13 protein-coding genes are annotated in these 15415 nt (G+C 40.8%); 4 read left to right on the forward strand and 9 right to left on the reverse strand.

Annotation, left to right across the window (positions count from 1 at the left end; translation table 11 throughout):
• Positions 1-50: 50 nt before the first annotated feature.
• The 4 genes from rtcA to GTQ43_RS27300 all read right to left on the reverse strand — a co-directional run bounded on the left by rtcA (position 51) and on the right by GTQ43_RS27300 (position 4032).
• Positions 51-1097 (reverse strand): RNA 3'-terminal phosphate cyclase, encoded by a 1047-nt coding sequence (rtcA, locus tag GTQ43_RS27285; protein WP_265275805.1) that lies wholly within the window; start codon positions 1095-1097, stop codon positions 51-53.
• 420 nt (positions 1098-1517) lie between these two features.
• Positions 1518-2864 carry an FAD-binding oxidoreductase gene (locus GTQ43_RS27290; protein ID WP_265275806.1) on the reverse strand — a complete coding sequence of 449 codons (1347 nt, stop codon included), beginning with the start codon at positions 2862-2864 and terminating at the stop codon, positions 1518-1520.
• Positions 2865-3117: 253 nt separating this feature from the next.
• Positions 3118-3267: a hypothetical protein gene (locus GTQ43_RS27295; RefSeq protein ID WP_265275807.1), complete on the reverse strand. Its 150-nt coding sequence runs from the start codon at positions 3265-3267 to the stop codon at positions 3118-3120.
• A 282-nt stretch (positions 3268-3549) separates the two neighbouring features.
• Positions 3550-4032 carry a tetratricopeptide repeat protein gene (locus tag GTQ43_RS27300; protein ID WP_265275808.1) on the reverse strand — a complete coding sequence of 161 codons (483 nt, stop codon included), beginning with the start codon at positions 4030-4032 and terminating at the stop codon, positions 3550-3552.
• A 708-nt stretch (positions 4033-4740) separates the two neighbouring features.
• On the opposite strand from GTQ43_RS27300, the gene GTQ43_RS27305 reads away from it, so the two are divergent.
• Complete coding sequence (locus GTQ43_RS27305) at positions 4741-5145, forward strand: DUF2294 domain-containing protein (RefSeq protein WP_265275809.1); 405 nt, start codon at positions 4741-4743, stop codon at positions 5143-5145.
• On the opposite strand, the gene GTQ43_RS27310 is transcribed toward GTQ43_RS27305, so the two are convergent.
• Both GTQ43_RS27310 and GTQ43_RS27315 read right to left on the reverse strand, forming a co-directional pair.
• Positions 5108-5509: a response regulator gene (locus GTQ43_RS27310; protein ID WP_265275811.1), complete on the reverse strand. Its 402-nt coding sequence runs from the start codon at positions 5507-5509 to the stop codon at positions 5108-5110. The two genes, GTQ43_RS27305 and GTQ43_RS27310, sit on opposite strands and share 38 nt — an antisense overlap.
• Before the next feature lie 1071 nt (positions 5510-6580).
• The gene (locus GTQ43_RS27315) at positions 6581-7921 is read right to left on the reverse strand and encodes a CCA tRNA nucleotidyltransferase (protein ID WP_265275812.1); all 1341 of its coding nucleotides are present in this window, start codon (positions 7919-7921) and stop codon (positions 6581-6583) included.
• 86 nt (positions 7922-8007) lie between these two features.
• Between GTQ43_RS27315 and GTQ43_RS27320 the strand changes: the two genes are divergently transcribed.
• Entirely contained in the window at positions 8008-8256 is a 249-nt protein-coding gene (locus GTQ43_RS27320) for a Ycf34 family protein (RefSeq protein WP_265275813.1), read from the forward strand.
• Between the two features lie 853 nt (positions 8257-9109).
• Positions 9110-10546: an esterase-like activity of phytase family protein gene (locus GTQ43_RS27325; protein ID WP_265275814.1), complete on the forward strand. Its 1437-nt coding sequence runs from the start codon at positions 9110-9112 to the stop codon at positions 10544-10546.
• 87 nt (positions 10547-10633) lie between these two features.
• Here GTQ43_RS27325 and GTQ43_RS27330 read toward each other — a convergent pair whose 3' ends face one another.
• Entirely contained in the window at positions 10634-11923 is a 1290-nt protein-coding gene (locus tag GTQ43_RS27330) for a type IV pilus twitching motility protein PilT (protein WP_265275815.1), read from the reverse strand.
• A gap of 965 nt (positions 11924-12888) precedes the next feature.
• On the opposite strand from GTQ43_RS27330, the gene GTQ43_RS27335 reads away from it, so the two are divergent.
• The gene (locus GTQ43_RS27335; RefSeq protein WP_265276564.1) at positions 12889-13263 is read left to right on the forward strand and encodes a hypothetical protein; all 375 of its coding nucleotides are present in this window, start codon (positions 12889-12891) and stop codon (positions 13261-13263) included.
• A gap of 414 nt (positions 13264-13677) precedes the next feature.
• Here GTQ43_RS27335 and GTQ43_RS27340 read toward each other — a convergent pair whose 3' ends face one another.
• Together GTQ43_RS27340 and GTQ43_RS27345 are read right to left on the reverse strand one after the other, a co-directional pair.
• Complete coding sequence (locus GTQ43_RS27340; RefSeq protein WP_265275816.1) at positions 13678-14370, reverse strand: SAM-dependent methyltransferase; 693 nt, start codon at positions 14368-14370, stop codon at positions 13678-13680.
• Positions 14371-14416: 46 nt separating this feature from the next.
• Entirely contained in the window at positions 14417-14962 is a 546-nt protein-coding gene (locus tag GTQ43_RS27345) for a dual specificity protein phosphatase family protein (protein WP_265275817.1), read from the reverse strand.
• Positions 14963-15415: the final 453 nt, after the last annotated feature.

The following is a 15415-nucleotide window of genomic DNA, read 5'->3' on the forward strand; positions in this document are numbered from 1 at the left end:
TCAATTTCAATTACCAAAAGTATATCTTTCTCGATAAATTCTAATCTCTTTCAGCCAGTCAAACGCATTACTGATATGATTTTCTCAGCTTCATTTACTGTAATTTGCGCTAGGCCAAATTGTTCAATTACCGCGGCGTTTGTTGTCAAATGTCTACTCACCTCGGCTACCCGATACTGACTTTCTTGTGAAGCTAAAGCAGCTGGCAATAATAACTGATCTGCTAAATGTTCATCCACTGCTGCGCCAGTTCGATGAAACTCAAGTAGTTGCTGACAAGCCATCTCTGCAACTGTCTCAGCCGACAACCGCAAACGCCCAAACCCACCAAAGCCAGTTAAGCTGTTTTGATACTCAGCAGTTAAAAAAATACCCGCCCCAGGTGCGACACCTTTTTCTCGCAAAGTCTGGATGGCAACTTTCAAATGAGCTTCCCGTAACAAATTTTCGGCACGATTGGCCATTCGTTGGGGAATATGGGAAGGCAATTCTGTCACCACTGCTAGTCCTCGTACTTGCTGTAACTCTCCCCGTTCCAGCAAGTTGATCCCGCCGAGTTGAGTACTACCACTTATCTGTAACTGTACCTCTCCCCCACCTTGAGGAAACCAGCCCCAAGCGCCTAACTGAACTTGGGCTTCAACACCCATACGTTGCAATATCGGCAGATAAACTTGCTCTATGTAAGTCACTGTTGGGCTAAAGTTTACATGAGTTCCACCCTTTAGTGTTACCTGGGAATTGCCAGATGCTAGTGCCAAAGGTAAGAGAATTGTCTGTAAAACGAGAGCGATCGCACCCGCAGAACCACCTTGTTGTGCTTTACTAACATCAAAGGTATAAATTCCAGCTTGCACTACACTACCTGGAATGAATTGCAATAGCATTGAACCCAAAGCATCACCCTGTAATTGAGCATTACAAATTCTCGCCGCAGCCCGAACTGCTGTTAAGTGTTGTGCTGCTAATCCTGGCTTTTTGCGTCCAGCACGAATGCCTGTAATCCTTATGGGTTTGCCAGTGATGGCGGCTAGACTTAAGGAAGTGCGAAGAACTTGTCCGCCTCCCTCTCCGTAGGAACCGTCAATTTCAATCATGGGCGATTTTGGGATGTTGGATTTTGGGTTATCCCCATCGGCTCTTAAAATCAAACCATAAATTATAACCACCTAATAGCTAGATTGTTGGAGGTAGGTTACACAAATATACAGAGAAAGTTCTGATTCAGCAGAATTCATTCTGAATTCCGACCAAAAAAGCGCGCTAGCGAGTCTTCCCCAGTGGGAGACGCTATGCAAACGAGCCTTCTAACTAGAGCTAAGTAGGTGGGTGTGAAAATTTATAACTATGTCATTGCGAACGGAGCGTAAAGCCTTCGGCATAGCTTCACTTAACGCGGTAGCGTCTCGTAGAGATAGCGAAGTGAAGCATAAGTCCTTCGGACACGCTTCGCGAACGCAAGAGTTTAGGCAATTTTATATTTCGTTACATAGTTAGATTTATTTGAGCCATCCTACTTAATTTTGAATTTGGAATTGAAGAACCTTGCTTTTACCGGGGTTCATCAACCCATAAGGATCAACTATTTCTTTAAATTTTAACTGCTCAGGATCGATGACTTTTCTCCCCCCTTCTTCAATAATATAGGTATGAGGATTGGCAATACTCACACCCTGTTCTTCGTGATAGTGGATAATCTCATTAAGACGTTCTTCTGTGGTGTAGCGCACAAGTTGTAAAGCACCAGTAACTACGACACCGTTCACCCGAAAAAATTCCAAGTGCATCATCACTTCATTACCAAAATGCTCGTACATCTGCTCTACAAGTTGCAAACTTTTATCTAGAGGAAACATACTTTGTAAGTAGGTGATTGCAGTATCTACACTCCGGGCGTGTAAGGTAGTGTGGTTCCAGCTAAATTCTGCTAGATGTATGCCTTTTCCTGCTTCTTGTGCTGATTTTTGATATGTAATCTGGCCGCCGTATTGCTGTACCAAACCTGGTAAGAATTCCAAACTCGATTCGGCAATTATCAAAAATACTGGATGAGTCTCTTCAGGAATGTACTGTTGTAGGGTGTGAAAGTATTGGGGAATTTGGGATGCAAAGACAGAAATCAACTTCTTAATCATGCCATCAGCATTGCCAAGTGCCTGACCAAATTTTGCTGCTGTCATAAACTCTTCAAATGTGACAATGACTTCTACCCAAGGATAAGCTGGCCCCAAGGGAATTTCTACTTCGGTGATAATGCCGTTAATTCCCCAAGCATGATTTACCTTTTGTACATCATCACCGCGCAATTCGATCGCACGTGGTTCATCTTCTACAGTTACCACTCGCAATGCTAAGATATTACCGCGATCGCCTAGTAACCCATATTGTATTGAACCAATTCCCCCACTTCCCCCGGCAATAAATCCGCCAATTGTGGCTGTACGGTACGTCGAGGGTGCCATCCGAATTTCCCAGCCGATGTCTCTGGTTTTTTTATCTAAAGCTGCCAACTTCACCCCAGATTCTACCCGCGCCACCCCCGGCTTCACCCAAAGAATCCCCTGCATCCTTGTCATATCTAGAATTACCCCACCGTGTAGGGGTACACATTGCCCATAATTCCCAGTTCCTGCACCCCGAATTGTTACAGGTACACGATGTTTTGCACAAGCAGCCGCAACTTTTAAAACCTCTGCTTCATTAGTGGGACGCACTACGATATCCCCCACTTTTCCCTCTAGTTTCGGTACTAACACCGGGCTAAAGGAGTGATAATCCTGGGATAATTTTCCTACTTGGGCGGGATCTGTAATGATTTCTATACCTTCTAACGAATTAATTAGGGCATCTAATGTTGTCGTCATAGCTTAATCCTTTTTTTTAACGCAAAGAGACACTGAGGAAAACGCAGAGGCAAACAGAGAATTCACTCCTCTGAGTTCCTCTGCGTAAACCTTTGCGCCCCTTTGCGTTTTAAAATCTTAATTCTCATGTTTCACAGCATTTTCATGCCACCTCTTACTTAAATATAAAGTTAATAAGGCAATCAAGCTAAATTAGCCTGACTTTAAGATCGCTAGGGATTGTAATTGCTGGATTGGGATATGCAATAACACATCAAGAGTCTTTCTGAAAAATTGCTGTAACTGTGATTTGGGGAATACTTTGTGCTAAGGCGTTCACGGCATAAATGCCATAACCCATAAAAAAATCTACCGCACCCTCCATCAACAATTGAGTATCACTAGGAATCTGCGGGACACTCATTTAGTCTTTGTATTTATAAAGACTAATGGCGTAGGCGCAGCCCGTCGTAGATATCACCTGGCAAAATCTGCCGTATGCTGTTTGTGCTATCTAGTTTGCACCAAAGGTAACTTTATTCAACCGATAATTGCTAGTTAACGGTTAGTTGCTGTTAGTACAAGCAGCAATGAAACTGCTACCAGTCTACATAGAACTGTATTGAATAAAATTACGATGACTCAGGCGATAAATTGCTGTTAATGAGGGTGATAACGGATTCATAAAATAGTATGATGCTCTCTCCTATCTGCCGTTGTAGCTGAACCTAAATGTACACTCTAGAATCAACTTTTGATTCACTAGCGAATAGGGCTGAATTTCTAAAGCACGTTGAAAAGCTCGGATAGCTTGACCATACTCTCCTAGTGCTGCATAACACAAACCCATGCCGTGAAGTGCCCCAAAATGGATCGAATTTATTTGCACAACCATCTGACAATCTGCTAAAGATTTTTGATAATCACCAATGCTGTAATAGAGAAAAGCACGGCGATTCCAAGCTTCGGCAAAATCTGGCTGGTCGTTGATTAGTGCTGTCAGGGCTGTTTCCGCTTCAGCAATTTCACCTGCATCCAGTAACTTTTGACTGCGGTCAATTATTTCCAGCCCATAAATTCCCTTTTGCTGAAACCAAATGCGCCAGATTTTTCTAGTTGCCTTGTCGCGGACTGTAGCATCCGGGTTTTTCAACTCTTCAAGTAAGGAATTGATAGATAAAGAATCCATGAATTTGAAATCAGTGAATATACCTTTATATTCACTTTCTCACAAAATATATCTACTGAGTCATTTTTAAAGTCATCTTTAAATTTGCGGTGATTAATTGCTATTTATGAATTTCCTGTGTGATTTATTGTATTCAGCAATATGACTAATATCACACTCAATATTTAGAGTCTTAAAAAAATAGATTTACCAGGAATTGCCAAGCGCTTTGATATTGCACAAGCTTAGTTGCGTTGCGCTTGATTTGAGCAAACTGGGGAATGTTTTCCAAAATTGGCGGCGCGATCGCATTGGGAGATATTTTTGCCGTTAATTATCGCTGATATAGCTGAGATATCTACACCTGAAGGTATAGAGGGTATAGGGTGGCACATCTTGATGTGTCGCGGTATACCACCGCTATCGCTATATTATTACTGAATTGGGAGATAGAGGCGATCGCTTATTTGGCATAAAATCAGCTAATTCACCATGATGAAATAACGATCAATACAGTAATTAACTGGACACTGCACAAATTGTTGATTAACAACTTTTACATTTGTCAAATTTAGAATTTTTCAAATAAATCCATAGATAGTACATTAATATGACCAATTTTCATATCCTAAATTGATAATTCTCTCAGACTATTTCATAAACATCCACTATAATATTGAATACTTCGATTCCGAGACTCGAACGATAAATATTACATTGTAACTGCTAATGATACAAGCTAATATTGGAGAATTAGAAAGAGAAATATCACATCGGGTCATAAAATTATATAGTGAGAGAATAGGTAAGTCTCCAAGCCAAATTATTTGTCATTTTTTTGAAACTGAAATTGTTATCTCTATAGAAAACTCTGTTACCCAAGCTGAACACACTTTAATCAGGGGAGGTTATGCTAGTTTAGCTGAACAAGTAAGATTGTATTTAGAGAAAATAATTAAACCAGAATTAAAAAATTTGATTGAGGAAATTATTGGTCAACCTGTATTAGACCTCATGACCAACACAAATTTAGCAACAGGTCGGACTGGGATTATTGTGGTTTTCAATCAATTGCCTGATGTTCCTAATCCCAAATCTATCGCCAAGAGAAATGTAAAGAATTTAGCTGACTGATGTGGCGACTGATTACTAATTCTAATTGATTAAAATCATAGGGTTTAGTAATACAATCATCAAATCCTGTGAGGATAGCGAATTCGTCATCTTGGGTCGCTGTTAGAGGTGTTACTGCAATGATTGGGATAGTAGCAGTTTTTGCATCGTGTTTGAGGTCATTAATGACTTGATTTGCACTCAAATTAGGTAGCATTGTATCTAGAAGAATTACATCTGGTTGATGAGTTTGTGCCAATATCACAGCCCTCAATCCTTGTTTGGTACAAATGCATGAGAAATTTAATATTCCTAGATGAGAATTAAGTAGCTCTAAATCATGTAGACTCCGTTCTACAACCAAAATTAAAGGCTGTCCATTCATCAGCAGTTATTCCTGTCCAAGAAAGGCTAGGCATAAAGACTCCGCCCATCAGGAAAACCGAGAGGTCTTTTTTTCTGATAAGTTCTTAAGTAAATATACGAGGACATATTCATGGAACTAACTGGGTTATGAAATGAATCCGCTGGTGTATAATCCATTTGGTTACTCATCTCCTCTGGTTATCTATCTGCGCTGAATTGAAGGTAACAGCATAACATCATAATATCAAGCAAATAGTAGCATAGGTGATACATCTATTTGCAAGTATTGACTAAATGATTTGTGTCTGATGCTGCGCGTCTCTAAACCCATATCACAATACGGTTCGGTTAAGGTTTTTTGATGGAAGTTCTAGAGCGTAAAGATGCGATGAATCATCACAAAGACGCGATAAATCGCCGTCAAGACGAAAAAATGATTATTGTAGAGACGCGATGAATCGCGTCTCTTGCCTTAACCGAATACATATCCTTAATTACCTCTGGGGTTTAAGTCCCCCGTAACTATAGTGTTTCCCAATGACATGAAATACACCCCACCCGCGCTGTCGCGCACCCTCCCCTCTTTAGTAAGGCTACGGTGTACACACATCTCTGTAGAAACCCAAAATCGTTGGAGATCCCCCTAAATCCCCCGATAAATTGGGGGACTTTAAGAGACTTTTGCCCCCCTTTTAAGGCTACGGTGTACACACAAGTACTATCTAAAAGGGTTTCAGGCATTATAGACCCCTTAAATTGTCATTACGAGCGCAGTGATAACGGAGCGAAGTAATCACACAATCCCGTGAGTTTTGCGATTGCTTCGTCGTTCCTCCTAGCTGCGGACAGCCTGACAGAGCGATCGCACAATCCTATTCCTAGATGACGAAACCAAGTACTTGGGAGAATTTTAAGACTTGTGTGTACACCGTAGCCTTACTAAGGGGAGGGTTGGAGAGGGGTGATTTTGTACCTCACCAGAGTTGGAAACGCTATAAATAAGCGGCAAATTTTATGCTAGGGTCTAAATCATAGTTACAAAACTTAATTATGAATTACGTTAGCGTCTCATAGAGAGCATCATTGCGAATTACGAATTACTTGAATTATCTCCTCTTCGATCTTGTAAATGTCGGGCAAATGCGATCGCCTCTGTTGGTGTTGAAACTTTTCCCTCAGCTTGGGCTACGGCAATTTCTGTCAGCAGTTGGCCGATGATTGATGAAGCTGGAATATCTAATGCTATAATCAATTCCTTCCCGCTCACTAATGGAGTGGGATGAGCGACCAGATCATCAGGGTTCAGATAACGGTTGATCAAAGATGTCAAGACTTGGCAGCCCTTTCCTTTGGTTTCTAAACTTGTAACAACTGCTGTGTGTAGTGGCTTTTCATTAGACATCGCCTCTACCAAATTATCAAGTGCTACAGCTAGCACTGCCGTAGCGGGAAATACAATATCTGCGTTATGAAACAAAAAGTATTGTTCTCGCAACGACATATCGACTACTTGAAACTGCGGTAATACTTTCAGAGCAGTGGTTACACCCCGGATTTCGGCACGACTATAAGTTAATTCCTGTAGTTCCCTTTCTGCTATTTCTGGATTTGGGTTGACTAGACTTGCAAGTTTAGCAATACCTAACCAAGTAGTTTTGATACTATCGCGGACATATTCTTGCAGTTGTGCCCCTAACTGTTGCCAATTTTCTGTAAGTAAGGCAGCTGCATTATCAACTGCTGCTAGTTTGCTCAAGCTTTCACGAGTAGCATTTTTAAAGAAAGGGGCAAGCAAGCCATCTTCCCAAGCGCTTGTGAGCCAAGGAGTACCCTGAGAATTTGCCAGCAGATAACCAATTTCTACCCTAACTCGTTCGGCTGCAACCTTGCTGATATTTGATGCCAAAGAACGAATTGCTATTTGGGTAGCTGGCTCAATAGTAAAACCTAGTTGGGCGGCTTGGCGATAACCTCGCATTAACCGCAAAGGGTCATCTTCTAAGTTCGCTGGTGATACCATTCGCAAAATGCCCTGTTGTAAGTCTACACAACCTTGCAGAGGATCGATAATTTCTTGTGTATGGGGATTATAGGCGATCGCATTTACTGTAAAGTCCCGTCGATGTAAATCAACCTCTAAACTATCTCCTTCCTGTTGGGCAAAGTCAGCAGTGGCGTGGGGAAAAACTACACGAGCAATTTGTCGTTCGGCATCCAGTAAGACAAAACCAGCTTGGTAATGACGAGCGATCGCTCTTGCTACCTTTACCGCCTGAGATGGTATAACAAAATCTAGATCCAGATATTCGCGAGTTCTGCCAAGGATCGCATCTCGGACAGCGCCGCCTACCATATAAGCGGGTTGTGGCAGTAACTCCAAGCTAAAAGGCCAATTTTCAGGAGCTAAGGCAGAACGAACTGATTCATGCATTGTAATAAAAATCAACCCAGAAACTTATGAATAACAGTTTGGCTTAAGTTAGATTAACAATAAAGGCCCCTGGAGTTGGTTCTATTATGTGTATTTGCGTGAATTGCCACTATGTAGACAACTGTGTTACCTATCATGCCGTAGAAGGGCAGCACCAACAGCCTCACTTGACTGAAACACCAAGTTTTGATCCCAATGAACCTTCTATCAATGTCAACATTCGCACTCAAGAGGATTTAATTGAAATGGAATGGGATGTTGTTGGTTGTCTGAGCTTTAAGCAAGAAACGGGTAAGTGGTCGAAGTTGCGTCCTGGTGAATTAGTACCGACTTGACAATTAAACGATAGTATGTTATTTCAATGCCCATTAATAACAGAACCTTGACAATTCAATACCAAATTTCTTAGTGAAAGCAAAAGTATTTATTTGATTTTGCACACTTAAGTTTTTCGCGGGGGTATAGCGATCGCTCAAACCCTTATTCTTTCGTTGACCCTCTCGATAAGCTGCTGTGTAAGCCTTTGAGCGGATGTACTGTTAAATTTTTGTCAATAATTTTGGCTTATTGACAAATAAATTAGACCCCCTCGAAAATGAGCCTTCAAAACCAGTCACCGTAAGGGTTATAGAATGGTGGGGTTTTCCAATCACTTACCCCTCACGGGGATGGAAACAGAGCTAGCCCTAAATAAGTAAACGCTAATCTCATGTTTTCCAATCACTTACCCCTCACGGGGATGGAAACGGAGATACGGACAAGGATAAATTCATTTTCGTTCTTGTTTTCCAATCACTTACCCCTCACGGGGATGGAAACGCAGTTAACTTAATTAATTTGGCTTGAGCATTTTTGTTAAGTTTTCCAATCACTTACCCCTCACGGGGATGAAAACAACTCAAAAGGCTTAGACACAAAGGGCTTCTTCAGGGTTTTCCAATCACTTACCCCTCACGGGGATGGAAACAGCTTTTGGTCAAAGAACCGTTTAACCTCTCCTGTCTAGGGCTTTTCAATCACTTCCCCTCACGGGGATGGAAACTTAAGATTGATAGGCATCAGCCATTCCTACATTAATCTTGGCTTAATCTTTGCTTAAAAATAGCTTAATTATTAGGCATAGATAATGAAAAAGTGAAAAAAATACAATATCCATAAGTAAATATTGTACTTAGTAGGAATACTGATATGCTCAAAAGAAATCTATTTCTGTTCTTGTTAGCATCATTTTTTGCTGCCCCTGCCGCCAACGCAGAGGTTAAGCTGATCGCAATTGGGAGCCTGAGTGGTAACATTAGCGATCGCTCCAAAAAAACCTCTGCCCCTCTCGAAAATGGTGTTGCGGGAAACCTCCTTGGTGGTTTTGGGTCAGGACTCGCCTACGCTGGCTGTAACACCTTCATCGCTATCCCCGATCGAGGCCCCAATGCCAAGGCATACAATAGCGCTGTGGATGACACAACATCCTATATTAACCGCTTCCAAACCATCAGAGTGAAACTCGAACCAAGCAAATTTGGTTCAGCGTTACCCTTTACTCTTACTCCTTCTCTAGTTGACACGACCCTGCTATACAGCAATAAGCCTCTCGACTACGGTACTGGGGTAGGACTAGGAGTGCCTAACGGTGCCCCTGCACTGAATGCCAAGAATACCTACTATTTCACTGGACGCTCAGACAACTTTGACCCCAGTCAGATATCGACCTATCCCAATGATGCCCGCTTCGATCCTGAAGGCGTGCGTGTATCCAATGATGGTAAGTCTATCTTTATCTCCGATGAATACGGCCCTTATGTGTACCAATTCGATCGCGAGACAGGTAAGCGCATCAAGGTCTTTACACTCGACAGCAAATTCGCAGTCAAGAACCTAAATCCCGTTGGTGCTACAGAGATTAGCGGTAACACATCTGGACGTGTTGCAAACAAGGGTATGGAAGGTCTCGCAATTACTCCTAATGGCAAAACCCTAGTCGGCATACTGCAAAGTCCCCTGATCCAAGACGGCGGTACTAATGGCGCTTACACCAGAATTGTTAAGATCGACATTGCAACAGGTGCTACCCAAGAATACGCCTATCAGCTAGATAATATTGGCAATTCAGCTAAACCGAAATACCCCACAGTCAGCGAGATTGTGTCCATCAGCGATCGCGAATTCTTAGTAGACGAACGAGATGGCAAAGGTTTAGGCGACGGCTCTCAAGCTGTTTTTAAGAAGATATACCATATCGATCTGACTAATGCTCAAGAAGTGAGTAATATCACAGGCGAAAACAACCTCGCTGGCAAGGCAGTTAACAAGACCCTGTTCCTTGATGTAGTAGCTACGCTCACTCAGAATGGGATCAAACCAGAAGACATACCTGCCAAGCTTGAAAGTTTAGCTTTCGGATCGGATGTAGTTATCAACCACACGATCAAGCATACGCTCTTCATCGCCAACGATAACGACTTTGTTGGTACGATAACCTCCGATGCTTTGCATCCAACAGGTATCGACAATCCAAACAAATTCTTTGTCTTCGCAATTGACAGTACTGACCTACCGGGGTTCGTACCCCAAAAGCTCAAAGGGGATGAAGGATATCGTACCCCAGAATATCGAAGGGAAGATAAATAAAAACTTAGATCCCCGACTTCTTTAAGAAGTCGGGGATCTGATGGGTACTGAGACTCAGCACTCTTTATTATCAGCAGATAACTAAATTTAAACTCGACCTCTGAGAAACTGCGCCATTTCGTTAGGAGTTGGCGACATTTCCAAAGCAGTTTCTTCAGTGATGCGTCCGTCTTGATAGAGATTGAGCAACGACTGATTCATCGTAATCATGCCGTCAAAGCTAGCTTGTTTCATCAACTCGCCAATTTCATCATACTTACCGTCTTTAATCCATTCTTTAATAGCCTCAGTATTGATCAGCACATCGTGGAAAGCAGCCCGCTTACCGTCAGTTGTGCGACACAAACCTTGAGCAATTACTGCCACTAAAGACTCAGAAATTGCTACCCGCATTGCATCCTGTTCGTCACCAGAGTAGAGATTGAGAATCCGCTCAATGGTTTTGACGGCGCTATTGGTGTGCAGGGTTCCCATAACTAAGTGACCAGTCTGAGCGGCTTTTAGGGCGGTGTTAACCGTTTCCTTATCCCGCATTTCCCCCACCAAAATCAAATCTGGATCTTCCCGCAAAGCTGCTTTCAAAGCGTTGTCAAACTTCCGGGTGTGCATTCCCACTTCTCGCTGTTTGACTAAAGACTTACGACTTTGATGGATAAATTCGATCGGGTCTTCAATGGTGATGATATGCTTGGCCATCTCCTTATTGATGTAGTCAACCATCGCTGCCATTGTGGTGGACTTACCAGAACCAGTAGGCCCAGTTACTAAAATTAAACCTTTGTGGTGATGACAAATATCCCGAAAAACTGGGGGTAATCTCAACTGTTCCATAGTTAAGATTTTTAGAGGAATCAACCGCAACACCATCGCAGGCCCTTTAAGAGTGCCAAAAACATTAATCCGCACGCGAGCAAAGTCATATTGAGTTGCGCCGTCAAATTCTAAGTGTTCTTCAAAGCGCTGAATTTCTGCCTCACTCATCACCTCCCGCAACCAATTCATAAAAGCTTCTTTATCTACTTCTGGATAATCCCATGATTGAATTTCTCCTCGGCTACGGAAGCGGGGTACTTCACCTACACCCAAGTGCAAGTCAGAATATCCCTGATCGTAAGCTTCCCTAATTAACTTTTCTAAAGTGGGCCCCGCATTGCTGTTTTTCGGGGAAACTGAACTAGGTATTGGCGGTGGACTAGTCGGACGATGACCTGCAACAGGCGCGTTGCTACTCCTATCCATTGACATATCCAATGTTTGTGTCATCTGCCTCGGTGTACTAAAGGTTGGGGTTGAGGCTGGGGGTGGTGGCGGCGGCATTGGTGGTAGGTTACGTCCAGCAGCAGAGTTAGAATTTGATGGAGACTGTGATTCTGTCATATATCTTCACATTTGGCAGTTAAAAAGTTGAATTAGCGAGAAGTCAAGTCACTGGCTTCGATGATTTTTGGAGAATGCTTGCGTACAAGCCCTAGCGGTGATGGGAGACGATTGAAACTCTAGAACCACGGTCAATCCATTTCATTCACCTAAATTTGTATCTTTTTTTCCTGAAATTCCACTAATCAGAAAATTTAGAGAAATTATTTAACCTACATAACATGGTTTAACACACCAAAGGACTCAAAACACCTCAGTAAATAAACATAGATTGCTTTGTTGTTTATAGCACTTTTAGCTAGGCATGAATATTCTTAAGTCCTTAGATGAGAAATCTATTCTAGGCATGGAGATTAATTACCAGCAATTAACAGCACAAATACGAGCAGATCGCTTATTCAGCCCATCTATAAATTATGAGAGCAACTAAGAATTTTTATAAGAAATATTAAGTTGAATAGGGGTGATATCTTACATAAGGTTCGGATAAGCATTCTTCACTTCCCTGGTGATTCAGGAAAAAGGTAAGGGGCAAAGACGAAAGGTTTGAATTTATCCTTTTACCCCTTAAATGAACCATATTTAGAACTGAGGCATATTAGACATCTCCAGATATTAAATATGCATTATCCAGAACCCTTGTAGAGACCTAGCAGTGCTACGTCTCTACATTCATTATCGGAGATGTCTATTGAGTGATATCTTGGGGATCAAGGTTATAAAGCTCTCAATTTTAGTTTATATGTCTGAAGATAGATGTAGAAAATAAGTTTTTTTAATAAACAGAAAATTTACTTTATATCCACAATTACAAAACAATAACTGTAAACTTTAGTAAATAAATGCTCATTTTGCCGATTAGATTTTATATACTGAATTTCACTGAGAAACAAATCAGTTTACTCGCCAAAAAGCGAGATATGACTGAAATTAAAATTTGCTGTGTATATTTGGGAGGAAAAGTCATGGTTTCTGCTCAAAGCTCTAATCAAGGAAAGACCTACTCCTTGTTAATGATTAAAAGCTTTTTAATATGGACTTTTACATTGGCAGTATGCTTGTTGGTTGTCGGTTTTCCGCTAGTTGTCTTGATGGCTACAGTCGGATGTCTGTTATCGATCATCTTGCAATCTGTAATGCCTGTTAGTGCTGTTTTGCTTGTTGCAGGTGCTTTAATCATGTTTAACGTCATGGCAGTTGTATTGGCTGCGGGTGTACTTACTGTTAAAGGAGTTCATCCCAATGAAGTTAAATGGTTAAGCTGGCTGCATGGGGAGGCAGACCAAATGCAGACTACTGTTTATGCTGCTTGTCCTTTAACTTGTGAGATTAAAATGTAGTTATTACAGGTGAATACGACAAACAGTGCGTCTGCCCGGTCAAGCCGGGTTTTTTCATGCTTTTTAGCTATTTCGCCGTAAGCTTATTGTATATTGTAATTTTGACACCAATTCTTAAAATTATTGGCATACTTCAAGAGTGTACTAAAGCTTGGCTATAAACACTAAAATAGGACTTACGCACTATACAAAATAATCATATTGTGCGTCAATGTAAATACGCCGTTTCAGGTTTTTACTAATCATCTATACTTGGTCTTTCCTGTCAATGCGTAAGTCCTATAAAAATTAGGGTGTTGCTGATTGCGGTATGAAAACGATTGTGCATTGCGGTGAAAAATCCTTGTAGAGACGTAAAACTTTATGTCTCTACATCAAGTTCGTACCTCAATTCAGCAACGCCAAAGTTACAAATTAGTTATTAATATCTCTGCTTATCTTCAACATTTTATTTCCACCAGGCTGTAATTCATATTCAACCTTTTCAATATCTATCTTGTAACCCTTTAAAGTACAATATTTTACTATTTCATCTAAATGTTGTGAATGTTTCCACATTAAAGTGATCAGGGGAAATATTCGGATTTCTTTAGCGATACGCAGCATTTCATCTACTGAATTTAGGTGAAAATCGTAATTGAGATGATCTGAATATAAAAACAATAAATGTGAACAAAGGGCAATATCAAATTCTTTATTTTTAAATGCCAATCTTGGTAATTCACCGACTATATATCTGTTGTTTTTTTTGCCAGTTTCATAATCAGACAAAAATTCTCGAATAACTTCCACTCGATTGTTACGCAAATCATCTGGGGATTTATGATAGCTCCATACCCAATCATTTGATGTAGCTTTGACTTGGTTAATGATGTTATCTACCACTTCATTAAATCTTTGCAATATTTCATCACTGGAAAATTGGTAAAGTGGATCAACCGAAACTACACTTTTACCCTGATATGTCATTTCTGCATTAAAGCTTGCTGGCCCGTCCCCAATCCCAATGATTCTTTTATTCAAATCTGTATTTGTTAAATTGAATATTTTTATATATTCATCCATTGACCTCCCAAAAGGAACTACTTTATCTAGAACCATTGCCATAGAGTTTACCTCGCAAATAGACTGATTAAAAATGATCATCCTAAACTCAAAATGTTTGATGCACTGCTAGACGACAATCATTCAGAAGCACGTCAAGTTCTTTTACGAATTTCAAGGGATTTCTACCTCTAAAAATAGCAGCAATTGCAGCTTCATAAGGATTTCTACCTGTTCTTTTGACAGCATTTATTGCAGCTTGATTTGATAATCCTCTGACGCTAACTAGCCATACCGCTAATATATGTCCAGTACGTCCAATTCCACCAGAGCAGTGTACAACGACTTTCTCATTTTGTTTATCTGCTTCTATTAAGAAAGGAAGTATTTTCTGGGTCAGGGTTTCTAAATCAGATAAATGGAAATCTGCAATTGGTGCCCAACAAACTAGCTGATTCCCAAACTCCTGTTTGTATATGCTTAGAAGATCGCAGTAAGAAGCTAGCTGTTGTTCAGCAAGAAGACAGCAAACACGTTTGATATCTTGGCGCTTCATGAATTCTATCCAATCCTGAACATTCTTGTCAGTGTATCCAGGTCGCGCAGCACCAAAAACTATTTGCTCTTTCTCCTCTGCTGGGGCAAACTTGTACATATTTAACTTTCTAGAGTCGAGGTTGGTAAATCTCACCAATAGCAAAAATAGCGATCGCAATTAAAAATCTTTTTATACTTATGCCAGCTAAAGTTTCTACATCAAAGACCTTATACGATGCCTACGTACGTATACACCACTATCTTGTGTTAGTCTAACACTGCCCTGCGTTCAAACTACCTGGAAGAAAATAAGGTAAATCGAATCGTAATAATAAAGCTTTTCAATAATTTCTATATTTTTGTAACTCAACTAGCTGGCTATACTACGTCGTAATGCTTATTTTTAGGACTTTTGCCGCTTAATTGGAAGGCTCGGCTGTTACCTTGACTAATCGATGAGGTTAAGAGAAACTGACTAAATACTGATGTGCGTACTTATAAAGTTAATAAGTTTTGTAAAGATTCTGAGATATATATGTTGAAACATGGAACATTAGTTAACAAATGGCGA

Source organism: Nostoc sp. KVJ3 (genome assembly GCF_026127265.1).
GTDB lineage: Bacteria > Cyanobacteriota > Cyanobacteriia > Cyanobacteriales > Nostocaceae > Nostoc.